General features: G+C 51.4%; 14 protein-coding genes (1 of these 14 only partly in view). 11 read left to right on the top strand and 3 right to left on the bottom strand.

Translation table 11 applies throughout. From position 1 onward, the window contains the following. Positions 1-36: 36 nt before the first annotated feature. Positions 37-987 (bottom strand): outer membrane protein assembly factor BamD, encoded by a 951-nt coding sequence (locus ACJJJA_RS03990; protein WP_444903782.1) that lies wholly within the window; start codon positions 985-987, stop codon positions 37-39. Positions 988-1087: 100 nt separating this feature from the next. Here ACJJJA_RS03990 and rluD point away from each other — a divergent pair, with 100 nt between their 5' ends. The 5 genes from rluD (at position 1088) to ACJJJA_RS04015 (ending at position 10396) form a co-directional block, all read left to right on the top strand. Then, positions 1088-2044 carry a 23S rRNA pseudouridine(1911/1915/1917) synthase RluD gene (rluD, locus tag ACJJJA_RS03995; protein WP_444887984.1) on the top strand — a complete coding sequence of 319 codons (957 nt, stop codon included), beginning with the start codon at positions 1088-1090 and terminating at the stop codon, positions 2042-2044. 80 nt (positions 2045-2124) lie between these two features. Further along, positions 2125-2898: a peptidoglycan editing factor PgeF gene (pgeF, locus tag ACJJJA_RS04000; protein ID WP_444903783.1), complete on the top strand. Its 774-nt coding sequence runs from the start codon at positions 2125-2127 to the stop codon at positions 2896-2898. Positions 2899-3256: 358 nt separating this feature from the next. Beyond that, positions 3257-5860, top strand: a complete 2604-nt coding sequence (clpB, locus tag ACJJJA_RS04005; RefSeq protein ID WP_444903784.1) for an ATP-dependent chaperone ClpB — start codon at positions 3257-3259, stop codon at positions 5858-5860. A gap of 348 nt (positions 5861-6208) precedes the next feature. Then, entirely contained in the window at positions 6209-7306 is a 1098-nt protein-coding gene (locus tag ACJJJA_RS04010; protein ID WP_444887986.1) for an efflux RND transporter periplasmic adaptor subunit, read from the top strand. Between the two features lie 18 nt (positions 7307-7324). Further along, complete coding sequence (locus ACJJJA_RS04015; RefSeq protein WP_444903785.1) at positions 7325-10396, top strand: efflux RND transporter permease subunit; 3072 nt, start codon at positions 7325-7327, stop codon at positions 10394-10396. A 20-nt stretch (positions 10397-10416) separates the two neighbouring features. Here the strand turns inward: ACJJJA_RS04015 and ACJJJA_RS04020 are convergent, their stop codons facing one another. Next, on the bottom strand, positions 10417-11481 hold the full coding sequence (locus ACJJJA_RS04020; RefSeq protein WP_444883728.1) for an AraC family transcriptional regulator: 1065 nt from the start codon (positions 11479-11481) through the stop codon (positions 10417-10419). Between the two features lie 252 nt (positions 11482-11733). Here ACJJJA_RS04020 and ACJJJA_RS04025 point away from each other — a divergent pair, with 252 nt between their 5' ends. Then, positions 11734-12951 carry a hypothetical protein gene (locus ACJJJA_RS04025; RefSeq protein ID WP_444903786.1) on the top strand — a complete coding sequence of 406 codons (1218 nt, stop codon included), beginning with the start codon at positions 11734-11736 and terminating at the stop codon, positions 12949-12951. A 19-nt stretch (positions 12952-12970) separates the two neighbouring features. Further along, the gene (locus tag ACJJJA_RS04030) at positions 12971-14050 is read left to right on the top strand and encodes a DUF4785 family immunoglobulin-like domain-containing protein (RefSeq protein WP_444903787.1); all 1080 of its coding nucleotides are present in this window, start codon (positions 12971-12973) and stop codon (positions 14048-14050) included. 10 nt (positions 14051-14060) lie between these two features. On the opposite strand, the gene ACJJJA_RS04035 is transcribed toward ACJJJA_RS04030, so the two are convergent. Further along, positions 14061-14540 carry a DUF4124 domain-containing protein gene (locus tag ACJJJA_RS04035; RefSeq protein ID WP_252084469.1) on the bottom strand — a complete coding sequence of 160 codons (480 nt, stop codon included), beginning with the start codon at positions 14538-14540 and terminating at the stop codon, positions 14061-14063. 459 nt (positions 14541-14999) lie between these two features. Here ACJJJA_RS04035 and ACJJJA_RS04040 point away from each other — a divergent pair, with 459 nt between their 5' ends. The 4 genes from ACJJJA_RS04040 to pssA form a co-directional block, all read left to right on the top strand. Then, positions 15000-16736, top strand: a complete 1737-nt coding sequence (locus tag ACJJJA_RS04040; RefSeq protein ID WP_444903788.1) for an acetolactate synthase 3 large subunit — start codon at positions 15000-15002, stop codon at positions 16734-16736. A gap of 11 nt (positions 16737-16747) precedes the next feature. After that, positions 16748-17239, top strand: a complete 492-nt coding sequence (gene ilvN / locus ACJJJA_RS04045; RefSeq protein WP_252084471.1) for an acetolactate synthase small subunit — start codon at positions 16748-16750, stop codon at positions 17237-17239. Between the two features lie 24 nt (positions 17240-17263). Beyond that, on the top strand, positions 17264-18289 hold the full coding sequence (gene ilvC / locus ACJJJA_RS04050; protein WP_444891386.1) for a ketol-acid reductoisomerase: 1026 nt from the start codon (positions 17264-17266) through the stop codon (positions 18287-18289). 112 nt (positions 18290-18401) lie between these two features. Then, positions 18402-18956 carry the 5' portion of a CDP-diacylglycerol--serine O-phosphatidyltransferase gene (gene pssA, locus ACJJJA_RS04055; RefSeq protein WP_444903789.1) on the top strand. Its footprint extends 321 nt past the window's final position, so only the first 555 of its 876 coding nucleotides appear in the window; its start codon is at positions 18402-18404; the stop codon falls past the right edge of the window.

An 18956-nucleotide genomic window follows, 5' to 3' on the forward strand; every position in this document is an offset into this window, starting at 1 on the left:
CGCCGAAAGGCGCCGTTTTATGTTTTGTAAGGGGTATTACATCAGCTCCGGAGGGAGAGGGGCTTCATCGCGGTTGTACTCGGGGTTATACAGCTCACGGCTATCGAAACCTTCGGGATCAGACTTTTCAAACAACCCGAGGGTAACTCGGTGTACCAGGCTGCGACCGCTGGCGCCTTTGAAGAAGTCATAGTTGAAGGTGCCATCTTCATTGAACGCTGGATGCTTGGGATAGTTGTTGCGCAGCACGCTCAGGGCGTTGGCTTCCAGCTCCGGCATCTCCATCATGTGGTAGCCCTGTACCATCACTGCGAGTGCATCGGGTACGGCCGGAGTCTGCTGGAAGTTTTCCACAACATAGCGGCCACGGTTGGCGGCGGCGAGGTAGGCGCCGCGCTTGAAGTAGTAGTTGGCCACATGGATCTCATAGCGAGCCAGCAGGTTACGCAAGTGAATCATGCGTTTCTGCGCATCTGCGGCGTAGCGGCTTTCCGGATAGCGGGCCATCAACTGAGAGAAGTAGGCGAAGGATTCGCGAGCAGCGCCTGGATCTCGGTTGGTGAGGTCGGTAGGCATAAAGCGCTCAAACAGGCCGGCGCCCTCGGTGAAGGAGGATAGTCCCTTCATGTAGTAGGCGTAATCGACGTTGCGGTGTTGCGGATGCAACCGGATAAAACGGTCCGCTGCGGCGATGGCGGCATCGTTTTCATAGTTGCGGTAATAGGCGTAGATCAGCTCCAGCTGGGCCTGTTCTGCATAGTTGCCGAAGGGGAAGTTGTCTTCCAGGGCGCGCAGGTTCTTGATCGCCAGATCCCACTGGCTAGTGCGAAGTTGCCGCTGGGCAGCCTCGTAGAAGGCTTGTTCAGTGCGGTTGCCAGTGGGCAGGCCCTCTTCTGAGTCATCGGTGTTGGCACAGGCAACCAATAATACCGACACCAAGGCCAGCGACAGCATTTTCCAGGCTTGCATAGCCCCTCGCTCTATCATTCTCACACTCTACCTTATTAAACTATCCGCCAAGATTAATCTGGCGCTCCAGACATTTAAACACAGTCCCGGAGCTGCCCAAAGTATTTGCAATTGTTTGATGAATGACCACCTAAAACTCGATATTGAAGTTCCGGCCAGTATGGCTGGTCGAAGATTAGACCAGGCAGCAGCCGAATTAATTCCCGATTACTCCCGCGCTCGCCTGCAATCCTGGATCAAAGGCGGCCAGCTCACCTTGAATGGTGCTGTTGCCAAGCCTAAGGATAAGCTATTTGGCGGTGAGCAGCTCAGTCTACGCGCGGAATTGGAGGCTCAGGGAAGCTGGAGTGCCCAGGCCCTGGACCTGAATATTGTCTATGAAGACGATAGTCTCATTGTGATCAATAAGCCTGCAGGCCTAGTGGTTCACCCGGCTGCGGGTAATCCTGATGGCACTTTGCTAAACGGCTTGCTGCACCACTGCCCAAATCAGGAGATGATTCCCCGTGCTGGCATTGTGCACCGCTTGGACAAGGATACCAGTGGCCTGATGGTTGTCGCCAAGACTTTACCGGCACAGGTACACCTTGTAGACCAATTGAAGCAGCGGACGGTCAGTCGGCAGTATGACGCTTTAGTACAAGGCTATATCACCGGCCCCGGTCGCGTTGACGCACCTATCGGTCGGCATCGCCAGAATCGACTGAAAATGGCGGTACTCGATTTTGGTGGTAAAGAAGCCATCACGCACTATCAAGTACAGCAGCGCTTCCGTGCCCACACCCTGTTGCGCTGCAAGCTGGAAACCGGGCGTACCCACCAGATTCGAGTACATATGGCCCATATACGTCATGCATTGGTCGGCGACCCGCTTTATGGTGGTAGGCCTAAATTGCCCGCCGAGGCTAACAGGGAGCTGGTTGAAGCACTACAGGGGTTTCCCCGTCAGGCCCTACACGCTGCAGAGTTGGCTCTGGTTCATCCGCGCACCGGGGAAAATATGCACTGGTGTGCTCCTATGCCAACGGATATGCTTCAGTTACTCGAGCTCCTCAATAGGGATCGGAGTGAGTGAAATCTGTGACTATATCTTCACTTGAGGTGGAGTGTGCAGTCATGGCCCGCTCCGCAACATCGATATAAAGCAGAAAAACTATGTCCCTCGATCATTACCTGACTCCCTCTTGGCCGGCGCCAGCCAGGGTGCGTGCCGTCACTACCTTGCGCAATGGCGGTGTTAGCTCCGGAGCTTTTAGCAGCTTCAACCTTGGCGCCCATGTGGGGGATGAGGAGCCTGCAGTAATGGCCAACCGGCAGCAGTTGTCGGAGGAGTTGAAGCTGCCGGCGGTGCCTCAGTGGCTGGAGCAGATTCATAGTGACAAGGTCATTGAGGCACAGAGCGATGGGCTTGTGCGTACCGCTGATGCCAGCTTTAATCTTGGCGGTGGCGCTGCTTGCGCGGTTCTCACAGCCGACTGTCTGCCGGTGCTTATCTGCGACAAGACGGGCACCAGGGTAGCTGCAGCACATGGGGGGTGGCGCGGTTTGGCCGAGGGCATTTTGCGTAACACGGTTACTGCGCTTGATTGCGACCCAAAAGAATTACTAGTCTGGCTGGGGCCTGCGATTGGCCCCGAAGCTTTTGAAACGGGCGTCGATGTTTTAGAAGCCTTTTTCGAGCATGCGCAAAGTGGCACGCATACCGAGGCGATTGCTCAGTGTTTTCGTCCCCACAGTAAGAAACCCTTGCACTTTCTTGCTGATATCTATGCCCTGGCGCGAGCTGAATTGGCTGAACTTGGCATAGAAAATATTTATGGGGGAGAATATTGTACAGTGAATGAAGCCGAACGTTTTTTTTCTTACCGCAGGGAAAGAACTACCGGACGAATGGCTTCATTAATCTGGTTGGCGGATGATGAAAGCTGAGAACACAGTAAAGGAAGGCGAGTGATTTTTGCTGTGCTTTCTATGTCTTACGTCGCTTTCGCTTCCTTTGCCTGAGTTGGGGTAAGGCTATGGCAGAGTGAACCACTTTTTCCTTTGACTTCCATTGGGGTCTTAAGCGCAAAAATCAAGCTTCAGGTATGGATTTAAAACTAGATTTAAGAAAAAATTATTTTGCGCATTAGTGATTTACGTTAGGAATTTCCACCAATTGATTTAAATCATTGAAAACCTTCCTCCCGCCCCTATTTTATTTCCCAACACTACACTGAAGCGTGGCACCGCTTGGCTGCTATCGACCCAGTACTACAAAAATCCCCGAGTAGGAGAGGTTGCATTCATGCGTATAGACAGAATGACAAACCCGCTGCAGGCAGCTTTTGCCGATGCACAATCTCTGGCCGTTGGCAGAGATCACAACCAAATTTATCCAGAGCACCTGTTGCTTGCGCTGCTCAACCAAAATAACGGCAGCGTGCCTGCATTTTTGTCGCAGGCCGGATTTAATCTAAATGGTCTGCGCAATGATCTGGCTAAAAGGCTGGATAACCTGCCAACTATCAGTTCCCCCACTGGGGATGTGGGTATGTCGCAGGAGCTGATGCGCCTGATGAACCTCACGGATAAAAAAGCGCAAAAAAATGGTGATAGTTTTATTTCCAGTGAGACAGTTTTACTCGCTGCGTTTGATTCTGCTGCAGGGGAAATTGCCAAAATACTCAATGCCAATGGCGACTTAAAACAATTAGAGGCAGCGATACAAAAAGTGCGTGGTGATGAAAAAATTGACGATCCCAATGCGGAAGAGGCACGTCAGGCATTGGATAAGTACACCTTGGATCTGACCGAGCGCGCAATAGCCGGCAAGCTGGACCCGGTGATTGGTCGCGACGATGAAATTCGTCGTACGATACAGGTATTGCAGCGCCGCACTAAAAACAACCCGGTACTGATCGGTGAACCCGGTGTGGGTAAAACCGCGATTGTCGAGGGGCTCGCGCAGAGAATTGTGAACGGCGAGGTTCCCGAGGGCCTCAAAGACAAGCGTCTGTTGTCTTTGGACTTGGGTGCCCTACTGGCCGGCGCCAAGTTTCGAGGAGAATTTGAAGAGCGCTTAAAAGCTGTTCTCAATGAGCTCTCCAAGCAGGAAGGACGGATCATTCTGTTTATTGATGAGCTGCACACCATGGTGGGGGCGGGCAAAGCCGAGGGCGCTATGGATGCCGGTAATATGCTTAAACCGGCTCTAGCGCGTGGTGAGTTGCATTGTGTTGGCGCCACAACCCTGGATGAATATCGCCAGTACATCGAGAAAGATGCGGCCCTTGAACGTCGCTTCCAAAAGGTACTGGTGGATGAGCCCACCGAGGAAGATACCATTGCCATATTGCGGGGATTAAAAGAACGCTACGAAGTGCACCACGGTGTGGATATCACCGACTCGGCCATCATTGCTGCCACCAAATTGTCCCAGCGTTATATTACCGATCGTCAGCTGCCGGACAAAGCCATCGACCTGATCGATGAAGCGGCTAGTCGTATCCGCATGGAAATAGATTCCAAGCCGGAATCGATGGATAAACTGGAGCGCCGTTTAATCCAACTTAAAATCGAACGCGAGGCAGTCAAAAAAGATAAAGATGACGAGGCCACACAGAAGCGCTTAGCCAAGTTGGAGGAGGAAATTCACCAGCTGGAAAAGGAATACTCCGATCTCGAGGAAGTTTGGAAAGCGGAGAAATCCCAGCTTGCGGGTAGCCACGACCTGAAAGAGAAACTGGAACAGGCCAAGTTGGATATGGAATCGGCGCGTCGCGCCGGTGATTTAACCCGAATGTCGGAGCTGCAGTACGGTGTTATCCCACAGCTGGAACAACAGTTGAAGACTGCTGCAACCCATGAGGCAAGTGAAGAGCCGCGCCTGTTGCGCAATCGGGTGACCGATGAAGAAGTGGCCGAAGTTGTTTCTCGCTGGACAGGTATCCCGGTTTCCAAAATGCTGGAGGGCGAGCGAGAAAAATTACTGCGTATGGAAGACGAGCTTCACAAACGTGTTATAGGCCAGGGTGAAGCGGTGGAAGCTGTCGCCAATGCGGTGCGGCGCTCCCGCGCGGGTCTCGCTGATCCTAATCGCCCCAACGGCTCTTTCCTATTTCTGGGCCCCACCGGGGTTGGTAAAACTGAGCTCTGTAAGGCGCTGGCACAATTTCTCTTCGACACCGAAGATGCCATGGTGCGCATCGATATGTCGGAATTTATGGAAAAGCACTCGGTGGCCCGCCTGATAGGCGCACCTCCGGGGTATGTGGGTTACGAGGAGGGCGGCTATCTGACTGAGGCGGTGCGTCGTAAACCCTACTCAGTAGTGTTGCTCGATGAAGTGGAAAAGGCACATCCGGATGTATTCAATATCCTGCTGCAGGTGCTGGATGATGGTCGCTTGACCGATGGCCAGGGTCGCACCGTGGACTTTCGCAATACTGTTGTAGTGATGACTTCCAACTTGGGGTCGGACCTGATCCAAAAGTTTGCCAGCGCCGAGAGTGGAGATGACTTGGATGCCGAAATTCGTTATCGACAGATGAAAAATGCGGTGATGGAAGTGGTGGGCAATCACTTCCGCCCAGAATTTATTAACCGTATTGATGAGGTAGTGGTATTCCACCCGCTGGATAAGGCAGAAGTGCGCTCCATTGCGGAAATTCAGTTGCGACAATTGTGCCGCCGTCTGAGCGAGCGTGATCTGAAGCTGGAGGTTTCCGTGGGCCTGTTGAATAAGCTTGCTGAGGTGGGCTTTGATCCGGTCTATGGCGCGCGGCCACTGAAAAGGGCGATACAAATCTGGCTGGAAAACCCACTGGCGCAAGATGTGCTCGCAGGTAAATTTACTCCCGGCACCACTATCCACGCGGATGTCGAGGGTGATCGGGCGGTATTTCGCTAGTCGGTATTATTCGTTTGTCTGTCGATGAAACAGGTGGTTATACATCTGTTTCATCGACTCTTAGAGTAGGATATTTCGTTTTCTTCCTCCTTCTTTAATCTCGCTCAAAAATTGGGTGCAGGTACCTATCTTTTCACCATTATCGTCACTTCCGTCCCTTCCGTGGCGTTCAAATATCATTTCAGGCTAATCCAATGAGAGTCTAACAATACGCACGGGATTTTCTTTATAAACTAAATCTGGTGGTCTGTTCAGTTGGTGGCTCCCAGAGTCAGACTTCCCGTCTTGTTGATCCGCGGCATTGTTGTGAATGATCGGGGGTAAATTATCAGTAAACGCATGGTGCTTATGCTGCTCGGGTGCCTGGTACTTTTTGGCGGTATTTTTGCGTATAAATTTATTGCCCAGCGTATGGTGAATCAATTTCTGGACAATATGCGTTTGCCGGCTCCTACAGTGACCTCGGCGAAGGCGCAGGTGCAAAATTGGCCAGAGGATTTAAGCGGGGTTGGTACAGTCCGTGCCGTCAATGGTGTTGAGGTTACGACAGAGGCCGAGGGTGTGGTTAGTGCTATCCACTTCAAGTCCGGCCAGTATGTACACAAAGGCGACCTTCTCGTGGAAATATTCGCCGAGCCGGAGAAAGCACAGCTGCAGGTTCTGGATGCTGAGCTGCGTTTGGCAAGGCGCAATTATGCACGAATTAAAACGCTTACCGCGCGTGGTGTGACCACCGAAGCAGAGCTCGATAGTGCACGTAGCACCTTGGATCAGGTAGTGGCCAATATCGAGGTACAGCGCGCCAGGGTGGATCAGCGTAGAGTGCTGGCGCCTTTTAATGGTGTTCTAGGAATACGCCGTATTGATCTTGGGCAGAATGTCAGCCCGGGGGACGCGGTAGTCACTCTTCAACAGCTCACGCCTATCTTTGTCGACTTTTCCCTGCCAGAGCAGAAATACTCTCTGGTTAAGGAGGGGATGCCAATCAGCCTGACTACCGATGCTTTTCCCGGTAAAACCTATCTGGGGAGAATTACCGCGGTAGACCCCAGAGTAGATAGGGCCAGCCGCAATTTCCTGATACAGGCTACGCTCGAAAACCCCAAGAAGCACCTGCGCCCAGGTATGTTTGCCCAGGTTTCTGTAAAAATTGAAGCCAGCCGTCGAGTACTTTCGGTCCCCCGAACGGCCTTGTTGTTTGCTCCCTATGGCGTATCGGTCTTTGTGTTGGAAACGGATGCCTCTGATAACAGTGTCACCGCAAACAAACGTTTTGTTAAAACCGGGGAGGAGCGCGGTGATCTGGTGGAAATTGTAGAAGGATTGCTACAGGGCGATGAGGTGGCCAGCAGCGGCTTGCTCAAATTGCGCAACGGTGAGGCTGCGGTAATCAACAATGAGAACAAGCCGCCAGAGGACCCATCTCCCACTCCTGAAAACAGTTAATTTCTACTGGGTGTTGCGGTGAATTTTACAGAAATATTTATTCGTAAACCGGTATTAGCTTCAGTAGTCAGTTTATTTATTTTTCTGCTGGGTTTGCGCTCAATAACTGAATTAAATATTCGCCAGTATCCGGAACTGGAGAATGCAGTTATTACAGTCACTACTGTCTATGTGGGAGCAGACTCCGATCTTGTACAGGGATTTATTACCACGCCGCTTGAACAGGAGATTGCAACGGCGGATGGCATAGATTACATGGTATCTACCAGCGTACAGGGGCTCTCGACCATCAATGCCTATGTGCGATTTGATTACGACCCCAACGAGGTGCTGACTCAAATTGTTGCCAAGGTAAATAAATTGCGTAGCGACTTGCCCGAAGAGTCTGAGGATTCCAGTGTGGAGATGCAGCAAGGGGAAACAACCGCTGCCATGTACCTTTCTTTTTCCTCGGAGATCCTTGCTAACAATCAAATTACCGATTACTTAGTTCGGGTTGTGCAGCCCAAGCTGGCTACTATAGCCGGGGTACAGCGTGCACGTTTGCTTGGGGACAGTACTTTTGCTATGCGCGCCTGGTTGAAGCCTAAAGAAATGGCTGCGTTGGAGGTGACACCTGAAGACGTAGCCAATGCCCTGCGCAATAACAATATCCTTTCTGCAGCGGGGGCTACCAAGGGCTCTAGAGTAGCAATAGAAATACGTGCAGACACGGATATTTCCCGCCAAGTGGATTTTCAAAATCTGGTGGTGCGGGCGAGCGGCGATCAATTGGTAAGACTTAGAGATGTAGCGGATATTGAGTTGGGAGCGGAGACTTACGATAGCTCTGTGACATTTAACGGGCAGTCTGCAACTTTTATTGCTATTGAAGTCGCCCCCAATGCAAACTCCTTGGATGTTATCAAACATGTACGGGAAAAGCTGGAGAGTGAAATTTTCCCGCAGTTACCGGAGGGGATGCAGGGAGAAATTCCCTATGACAGTACTGAGTATATTCAGGACTCTATTTCTGAGGTGGTGCGTACCATTGTCGAGGCAGTGATCATCGTTATCGTGGTCATCTACCTGTTTCTGGGGTCTTTGCGCAGTGTTTTGATTCCTGCCATCGCGCTTCCTCTTTCCCTAGTGGGTGCAATGTTTCTGATGCTGTTGATGGGCTTTTCCATCAACTTGCTAACTCTGTTAAGTATGGTGCTGGCTATTGGCATAGTCGTGGATGATGCGATTATCGTTTTGGAAAATGTGCACCGCCATATTGAAGAGGGGCTCACGCCTCGCGAAGCAGCCATTGTAGGGGCTCGAGAACTAGCATGGCCAGTAGTAGCCATGACTACCACTTTGATCGCCGTGTATATTCCTATTGGCTTTCTCGGTGGCCTTACCGGAACTCTGTTTATCGAGTTTGCGTTTTCTCTCGCCGGTGCCGTACTGCTATCGGGTGTGGTCGCGCTAACACTTTCACCAATGATGGCTTCTAGGATACTGAAGCCGCGTGACGGTGGGGGGACACGCTTGGAGGCCTGGTTGGAGCGGCGCTTTGCGAATTTACAGAAGGGTTTTGAAAAGCGCTTGCACAACGCATTAGAGGAACGCAGCGTTATTTTGCTTTTTGGTTTGATTGTTTTGGTGAGCTGTTATTTTCTTTTTATTACTTCACCGCAGGAGCTGGAGCCTACAGAAGATCGGGGTTTGGTCCTCACTATATCCACAGCAGATGCTTATGCCACACTGGATTATGTTGAGCAATATACAGGGGAGTTGGTGGATATTGCTGATCTCTATACTGAGGTGGAAAATATTTTCCTGCTCAATGGCGCCGGTACTTTTAGCAGTGGTGTCAATAATGCTACGGCGGGCTTTGTATTAGGGCCCTGGGAAAAGCGCAAACGTGACACTGCACAAATGCAGGAACTAATCAGTGAGGATGTGCGCAACATCGCTGGTCTTAAAGTGGCTGTGGTTGTGCCGCCGAGCTTGCCCACTGCAGGTGGTCAACTGCCGGTGGAATTTGTTATCGGGGCAACAGAGCCAGTGGAGAATCTCGCCGATGTTGCCAGTGAGATCATGGCAAAGGCCTTGCAAAGCAGGAAGTTCATTTTTCTGGACTCCGATCTGAAAATTGATAAGCCTAAGGTCGTTATTGAAATAGACCGAGAGAAGGCTGCGACGATGGGGGTGGATATGGTGAACCTCAGTCGTGACCTGGGGGCAATGCTTTCCGGTGCTTATGTTAATCGCTTTTCACTTGATAATCGTAGTTATAAGGTGATCCCCCAGGTCGAGCGAGTTGATCGCCTGACTCCTGCCCAGTTGAAGCAATATTATATCCGGGCGATTAACGGGGACCTGGTTCCTATTAATACCCTGATTAATCTGCGCCAAATCGTTGAACCACAGCAATTAAAACGCTTCCAGCAACTTAATGCGGTTACGATATCCGGAGTGCCGCGCCCGGGTGTCACCCTAGGTGAAGCGTTGGACGTTTTGGAAAATGCTGCGAGGCAAATACTGCCAGCCGAATATTCTGTGGACTATTCCGGTCAATCCCGCCAATTCAAAACGGAAGGTTCTGAATTAGTCATAACTTTTTTCTTCGCACTGATAGTAATTTATCTGGTGCTGGCGGCTCAGTTTGAGTCCTGGCGCGACCCTCTCATTATGTTAGTGACTGTCCCGATGAGTGTGTGCGGCGCTATGATCTTTGTAAGTCTTGGTCTAACCACACTTAATATCTACACCCAGGTGGGACTGGTGACTCTAATCGGCGTTATCTCCAAGCATGGAATTCTAATTGTGGAGTTTGCCAATAAATTACAAATGGGGGGAGTTGATAAGCGTACCGCTATAGAGGAGGCTACTTCTATTCGTCTGCGGCCGGTATTAATGACAACGGCATCACTGGTGCTGGCAATGGTGCCACTGCTGATTGCTTCAGGGCCCGGTGGTGGGGCCCGTTTTGCCATGGGGCTGGTCGTCGCCTCGGGTATGACGATTGGCACATTGTTTACGCTTTTTGTGGTGCCTGCCATGTATCTTTATTTGGGGCGGGATTACGAAAAGATAAGGGCACAAGTGCAGGGCAATTAATGGCCTCGTGCACGATAGTTTTAAGCGTCGAGGATACCCCTTGTGGTGTTACTACGGCGGAACTCACTGGGAGTAACCCCTTCGTGTTTTTTAAAGAAGCGGGTAAATACCGCGCGCTCGGCAAAGTGCAGCTTTATTGCGATACTCTCGACAGATTCACTGGAGGACAGTAGTAGACGTTTGGTCAGGGCCAGGGTGACACTGTCTTTTAGCTCCTGAAAAGTAACCCCCTGTTCTTTCAATCTCCTTTGCAGGGTGCGGCCGCTGGTGCGAAAGTGAGCGGCGGCCTGTTTAATGGTGACTTCCTCGCGGAGAATGTGTTTTTCCAGCCATGAGCGCAGGCTCGCGGCTAAGTTGTAACTCGATAGCGTATTGTGTAAAACAGTTTTTAAAACATTTCGGCTCTGGCTACGCAGTAACTTGTGGTAGCTGGGGATAGGAAAATCCAGTGTTTCAGAGCCAAGAATAATGGCGTTGGTATCACAGTCAAATTCTACTGGGCTTTGGAATATACGGGCATAAATAGAATCATCCTCGGGTTTTGGCCTGCGCAACTTAACACCGCATACCTCAGTAAACTGGGGGTTCAGCGTACGCAATAATTCCGCGATTCGGGCCATTAACATTTCGGCAAAGAAATGGTTTACCGGTTCGCTAAATAATTCTAAGCGCCATTGCAGAGTGAGGACTTCACATTCTTTTTCTTGTCTTGTTTCGAATCTTAGTAGCGGCGCCAGGGTTTGCGATAAAACAATTTCCGCAGGGCGCAGTATTTCCCGTGGCCGCCGCAGGGAGGGTTGCGCCTCGATAATGGTTTCTTCCAGCCACAAGATAATAGGAAAGCGACTGAAACTGAGTCCCGGTGAAGAAACTGGGGAAAGTGCTACCAGATTTTCAATCAGTGCATTGAACTCGCTGTAACTGAGTCGCTCATTTTCTCGAGGATTCCAGCTAAATGCGAAAGGCAGCCGCTCAATTAGAGTACCAATAGGAATACCCAGCCGCGCAGCAGCTGTAACGAAATAGGGTGCAAATATTTTAGGCACGCCGGCATGGCCGGACATATTTTTATTCTGGTCTCTCATGACTCTTTGCCGTCCGGGTGGCGTTAATTCGATCATAGCAAAGGCGTATCAATCTAAGAAAACAATAATGTGAATTATGACGAACCGGTCGCCTCATGTGGCGCACTTGATCATCCTGTGGCGCCATAAATCCTATTGCGGCACCCACCTCAGCAGATAAGTTGCAGGGGTCTGCAGTGTGTTGCGAAACGGATACCTCGAGACTCTGCAGTCAGTAAATATCCACTTATAAAATTATAAAGGTCAATAACCATGACACTGTCTAAACGACTGGGCGCAGGCCTGTCTGTTTTTTTTGCTGCGATGGTAGGCACTTCTGCAGCGGTAGCGGAGAACTGCTACATCCTGGTCCATGGACATGGAGTCGAGGGGCATACAACCAGTACAGCGAGCGATGGGAGTTTAGTGCAACCGGCACTGGACTATTGGAGCGAAACCTATTTCGATGAATATAAAAACAGCAGTTTTATCGACCAGCTGCTAGTCAGCGGCGGCAATTACGGAGTAGTGGGGTACAACTCTACCGATGAGGGTGAGCTGCCCTACTGGCACGATAAAACCTCCGGTGAAATTGCACGGCAAATTATTCAGATTCGCAGTGGAGCCGGAGACAGGTTCGAACACGAAAACCAGTGTTCTGCCGATGATACCTTCTGGATTATTTCCCACAGCCAGGGCGCTGCGCAGATGATGTATATCGCTGGCAACGCTGTTGAAGGATCACCTTACTACAACCGGGCTTACAATCAGTACGACACAGATACTGAAGTACAGGATGTTAAGAAGTGCTCGACAACTTGGTGGGGCAGCAAGAGCTGTAAAACCGTTTCTGAGGAAGTGCAGGTTGCCAGCCTGAGTGATGCCAACGCGGTTACTGTGGATTTTGATAGTGCGATTAGCGGAGTGGCTGCGATCTTCACCACTGGTGGAGCAATCACCGGTACCGAGGGCGTGGATCGTATCTGTAATGGCACTTGGTATGACGAGGTGATCAATGACCTCTTCTTTGGCAGGGAGTGTGCCGCGGTGCGCTATATGCAGACCAACGATATTTATACCGTGCGTAATTATGTGGGCACTAATCTGGGTGCGCCTGTCTACACCATTGGCGGCTACGCGGGCTTTCCCGGTGCAGAAAGCGTTTCCTCGGCACTGTTGAATGGTGAAGATGATGGTTATATTAATCTCGCTTCCCAGATGAACTGCTCTGGTTCCGGCAAACGAAGCCTCTGGTCAAACCTCAAGCAGTACGACACCTTCATGGGTATTGCCTACGGCAGTGCCACTTTCTCCTGTGACAACGACAATAAGGGTACGGCTCGCTCCTACAATCTGGCCAGCATTTATACCGATCACGATGCTCAGCGCAATGGCGGTATTTTGTCTCCGGATTACGATGGCATTCCCGATGGTTTGAATTGTGGGGTTGGTAAAAACAGCGCCGGCCGAATTGCCGCCTGTACTCAGTAATTTTTGCGGGAGCTAGCCCATGTCCGTCAGCAACAATCGCCTCAAGGGGCGCTTAGCCATCCTGGGATCCATTGTCCTTATCGCCGCAGCCGTGGCTTATTGGTTCACTGGTGAGGGTGGGGAAGTATCCACAGCGGTTGTTGCCAAGGCGGAAGCTGGGGGGCTCCATGCCCCACAGCCACAGAGGGGCGAGCTTCAAGAGGTAGCGCTGGTTGAAGAGAAACCGGTCGAGGATAAATCTGTTCAGGTTTGGCAGGAGATCCAGGCGCGGCCGGTCAAGACCGAATTGCACCAGTCACTGCTCTCTGATCTGGCAAAATTTCACCGCTATCCACCGGAAAATCGCGCGATCAAGAGCGCTTCGCAGGATCCGATTTCCCAGACCCATGCCCCAGACCAGCGCACTACCTACAGTGACAATGGAGACACCTTGACCCTGTGGACTGATCAGAAGTTCTATCTGTATGGTGATACCGTGCGTGTCTTCGCCTTTCAGACCGATAGCGATGGTGTCAAGGTACCAGCGGACCTGACCGCCCTAATGGTGTTGGATGACCAACATGTGCTGGGTTCACTGACCTTTGAAGATGGTAACGGGGACTTGGTTTACGAGGCGGAGATAGAGGCGGGAGCTTACCAAGGGCAGTCGCTGCCAACGGGTATTTATAAGATCATCGTGGATACGGATATCGATGGCCTGCGCGATGCAGCGGCATTTACACTGTCAGAGGATACGGGCAGCTATACCGGCAACTTGCGGGACTCGCTTACCAGTGAGGGTAATTTACTAGTGGAAGCCGAAGTGGAAATATTGCAACAGGGCCGTTTTTACTTCCGTGGTTCCCTCTACAACGATGAGCAGACGCCCATTGGCAGCACCCAATATGCGGTTGAGCTTTCTCCAGGGCGCCACTGGATCCCCTTCGAATTTTACGGTCTGATGATCCGCGATGCCGATCAGGATGGCCCCTATCTGGTTAAGCAGCTGAGTATTGCGCGGGTGACGGTGCCCAGGGCAGATAGGCTGTTTGAACCCGGCTATTACACCGAGCGTTACAGCCTGGAGCAGTTTAACGAAACGCCTTATAAAGAGCTTTAAAAGCTAGGGCTTAGCAGTTATCGCGAATACTCTGTTTTTCCTTGGTAATGCGTTCCTGGCGTTCATCTTCTCCCAGCATACGGTGATTACCCTCTTCGTCGATTTCACGTACCCGAGCGTGGGTAGTCAGGGCTTTTAGGTTTTTCTGGGAGGACTCACAGCGTTGTGCGCGTGCAGCTGCTTGGGCGCGGGCTACTTGCTCATCCACTTTTGAGGGGCCTTGAGCTTCTTGTTTTGTGGTATTTTTTCTCTCGGGAGTGGGCTTGGCAGCCACTTGTTTGGCTTTTTCTGCAGCTATCGCAGCCTGTTGTTCCGCTTCCCATTGTTTGTAGCGCTCCGACTTCGGCTTCTTTATAACTTCAACTTCAGTGCTACTGGGTGGCTGCTCCCCAAAGTGCACTACGCCGTTCTCATCCACCCACTTGTAGATGCCGTTGGCTTGAGCGGCCAGTGCCAGGCCGGAGAATAGCATTGCGAGTGCGATGCGCATCGGATTACCCCTCATCGTTGTATCTTTCCTTACCCGACATATTGTACCGGTAACGGTGGACTTTCCTGTAACTCTCTTAACACTTTCAGTCATGTCTATTGACAGTCAATGTTGGATTGGCAAAATCGACTGTTTCCTCGGCGAGTAGTCGTCTCCGCACACCCGCGGCCAGGACACTAGCACAGGTGGACCACCCCTCCACCGCAATTCCGCCGAGAGGCTCTCCCCACCCCTGGAGGCCTGCTAGCCTGCAATTCGGACACCGCCGTGTCGGTTTCAGGCTGGGTGTTTTACTGCGCGCGATGATCTCATCCTAAAAATCGGCATGTAAACACGCAACAGGCTGATATCTGTCATCATTTTCCTTTACAATTGCCGTTCAACATTCTTGTTGTTCGTTCGGTTAGCGGTTCTTTGGTGATGGCTATCCTACCAACTAGGTAAATTGAGGAGACTCAAGTGGAATTACTTTCCGGCGGCGATATGTTGGTTCGCGCGCTGCAGGATGAAGGGGTAGATCTGATTTTTGGCTACCCGGGCGGTTCGGCACTGCATATCTATGACGCCATCTTTAGGCAGAAGTCCATCAAACACATTTTGGTGCGGCATGAACAGGGTGCTACTCACGCTGCAGACGGCTATGCCCGCTCAACAGGCAAGGCGGGTGTTGTACTTGTGACCTCGGGTCCAGGGGCCACGAATGCGATTACCGGAATTGCGACCGCCTATATGGATTCGATTCCTATGGTGGTGATTTCGGGTCAGGTGCCCAGCGATAAGATCGGTGAAGATGCCTTTCAGGAAACCGATATGGTTGGGTGCTCGCGGCCAATCGTAAAGCACAGTTTCCTGGTGAAGAACGCCGAGGATATTCCTGAGATCGTTAAGAAAGCTTTCTATATAGCCACGACTGGTCGCCCTGGCCCTGTGGTGATTGATGTACCCAAGGATGTAACCAACCCCGCCGAGCGCTTTCCCTATCGCTACCCGGATAAGCTGCGCATGCGCTCTTATACCCCGGCGGGCAAGGGCCACAGCGGACAAATACGCAAGGCGGTGGCGTTGTTGCTATCGGCGCGGCGACCGGTAATTTACGCCGGCGGTGGTGTGGTTCAGGGGGATGGCTCCGAACTGCTCACCGAGTTGGCTCGCCATCTGAATTATCCCGTGACCAATACCTTGATGGGACTCGGCGCTTTTCCCGGCAGCGATAGACGTTTTCTCGGTATGCTCGGCATGCATGGCACCTTCGAGGCTAATACCGCTATGCATCATGCAGATGTCATTCTGGCGGTGGGAGCGCGTTTCGATGACCGCGTTACCAATACACCCAGCAAATTTTGTCCGGGAGCCAAGATTATTCATATTGATGTGGACCCGGCTTCTATTTCCAAAACCATCGTCGCCGACATTCCCATCGTTGGTACTGTGCAGTCAGTACTGGCTGATATGCTGGAATCCTTTAAATCCAGTGAGGAACAGCCGGACCAGTCAGCAATCGTTGACTGGTGGCGTCAGATAGACGACTGGCGTGAACGTCACGGCCTCTATACCGTTCCGCGATACAAAACTGACGGCGCCCTGATCATGCCGCAGGAAGTCATTCGTGCGGTTTACGATATCACCGAGGGCGATGCCTTCGTGACCTCTGATGTTGGACAACACCAGATGTTTGCCGCCCAGTATTACCATTTCGACAAGCCGCGCCGTTGGATTAACTCCGGCGGGCTCGGCACCATGGGTTTTGGTCTGCCTTCTGCCCTGGGGGTGAAGATTGCCCACCCAGATAAAGAAGTTGTCTGTGTGACCGGTGAGGGCAGTATCCAGATGTGTATTCAGGAATTGTCCACCGCTACTCAATACCATCTGCCGGTTAAGATTCTGTGTCTCAATAACCAGGCACTAGGCATGGTGAAGCAGTGGCAGGAAATGCAGTACGAAGGGCGCCTTTCCAACAGTGTCTACGAAGAGTCCCTGCCAGACTTCGTCAAGCTTGCAGAAGCCTATGGCCACCTGGGTGTGAAGATTGAGCGAAGAGAAGACTTGCATGAAAAACTGCAAGAGGCCTTTGCGCATAAAGACCGCACGGTGTTTATCGATGTTTATGTCGATCCCTCTGAGCATGTCTACCCGATGCAAGTCATGCCGAGTGGCTCCATGCGTGATATGTGGCTGAGCAAAACCGAACGGACATAGGGATTAAGGAAATGCGGAGAATTATTTCGGTTTTGATGGAGAACGAGCCGGGAGCGCTATCCCGAGTTGTGGGATTGTTTTCCCAGCGCGGCTACAACATTGAGAGCTTGACTGTGGCGCCTACAGAAGACGCTACTTTGTCACGTCTCACCATGGTGACCATAGGTGATGATCACAAGATCGAGCAGATAACAAAAAACCTCAACAAATTAATTGATGTGGTGAAGCTGGTTGACCTTACTGAAGGCTCTCACATTGAGCGGGAATTATTGCTGGTGAAGGTGCGCGCCAATGGAGCCCAGCGCGATGAGGTCAAACGAAGTGTAGATATTTTTCGTGGGCAGATAGTGGATGTTACCAGCAGTATGTACACGGTTCAGGTTGCCGGCACCGGTCAAAAACTCGATGCATTTTTACAGGCATTGGGAGAGCACACCATTATGGAAGTCGTGCGCTCCGGGGTTTCTGGAATTGCCCGCGGTGAAAAAGTATTAAGTGTTTAGATAGCAGGAAATAGGAATTTAGTCATGCAAGTTTATTACGATAAAGATTGTGAACTGTCTTTAATTCGCGGGAAAAATGTTGCGATTATCGGTTACGGTTCTCAGGGGCATGCCCACGCCAATAACCTCAAGGATTCCGGTGTAGAAAATATTGTTGTCGGTTTGCGCAAGGGTTCTGGCTCCTGGAGCAAAGCGGAGAGTGCCGGCCTGCGTGTTGCCGAGGTAGAGAGTGCGGTCAAAGATGCTGATGTGGTAATGATTCTGGCACCGGATGAGTACCAAGCCAATATTTACAAAGAGCAAGTGGCCCCTCATTTAAAATCTGGTGCGGCACTCGCCTTTGCTCACGGGTTCAATGTGCATTTCGAACTGATTGAGCCGCCGGCAGATATAGATGTCATTATGATTGCGCCAAAAGGTCCCGGGCATACTGTACGCTCCACTTATCTTGAAGGGGGCGGTGTGCCAACTCTGATTGCGGTTTATCAGAATGCTTCCGGCAATGCGAAAGAACTGGCACTTTCCTACGCCAGTGCAAATGGTGGCGGCCGTTCTGGAATTATTGAAACTAATTTCCGTGAGGAGACTGAGACAGATCTTTTTGGAGAGCAGGCTGTATTGTGCGGGGGGGTTTCCGCCCTGGTGACCGCTGGTTTCGAAACTCTGGTTGAGGCCGGTTACGCGCCTGAGATGGCCTATTTCGAGTGCCTACATGAGCTGAAGTTGATTGTCGACCTGATGTATCAGGGCGGTATTGCTGACATGCGCTATTCTATTTCCAATACTGCAGAGTACGGTGATTATGTCACTGGGCCGCGGATTGTTACCGATGAGACTAAAGCAGAAATGCAGCGCGTTTTGAAGGATATTCAGACCGGGAAATTCGCAAAGGACTTTATGTTGGAATCTCTCGCTGGACAGCCGCGCTTAAAGGCTGAGCGCCGCATTGGTGCAGAACATCAAATTGAGCAGGTGGGTGCCAAGCTTCGTGCCATGATGCCCTGGATCAAAGCGAATAAAATTATTGATCGGACAGAAGGCAACGGTTGAGAACTGTTTAACTAAAAAGACGGCGGGATACCCCGCCGTTTTTTTTTGCCCTGTGCCCACACAGGGCAATGGCGTACACTCGCTGGCTGCAAAATGCATTAACGGAGAGTCTATGAGCGTTCAAGGGGATGATAAGCAGCCCGAAGACCCAATTAGTGGTCTGAATGAGGAAATTCGTCTGCCCGTCGACGAGCACATTGAGGAAGAGGTTGCAGAGAATGGCAAAAAGGTGCGCGCGCGCGGTGTCTATCTCTTGCCCAACCTAATCACCACCGGAGCCCTTTTTAGCGGTTTCTACGCAATTATTGCCGGTATGAGCGGAAACTTTGAGGCTGCCGCGATCGCAATTTTTGTGGCTATGGTTTTGGATGGCCTGGATGGGCGGGTTGCACGTCTGACCGACACTCAAAGTGCCTTTGGCGTGCAATATGATTCCCTCTCTGACATGGTTTCTTTCGGCCTTGCTCCAGCTCTGGTAGCTTTTAGCTGGGGGCTGGATTCTTTGGGCAAATTTGGCTGGGCTATCGCGTTTTTATATGCAGCTTGTGCCGCCCTGCGCTTGGCCCGATTTAATACCCAGGTAGATACCGTCGATAAAGGGGTATTTATTGGTCTTGCCAGTCCAACAGCTGCGGCAATTGTTGCCAGCATGGTTTGGGCTGGACAC

This window comes from Microbulbifer mixtoriginis (SeqCode) (assembly GCF_052466865.1).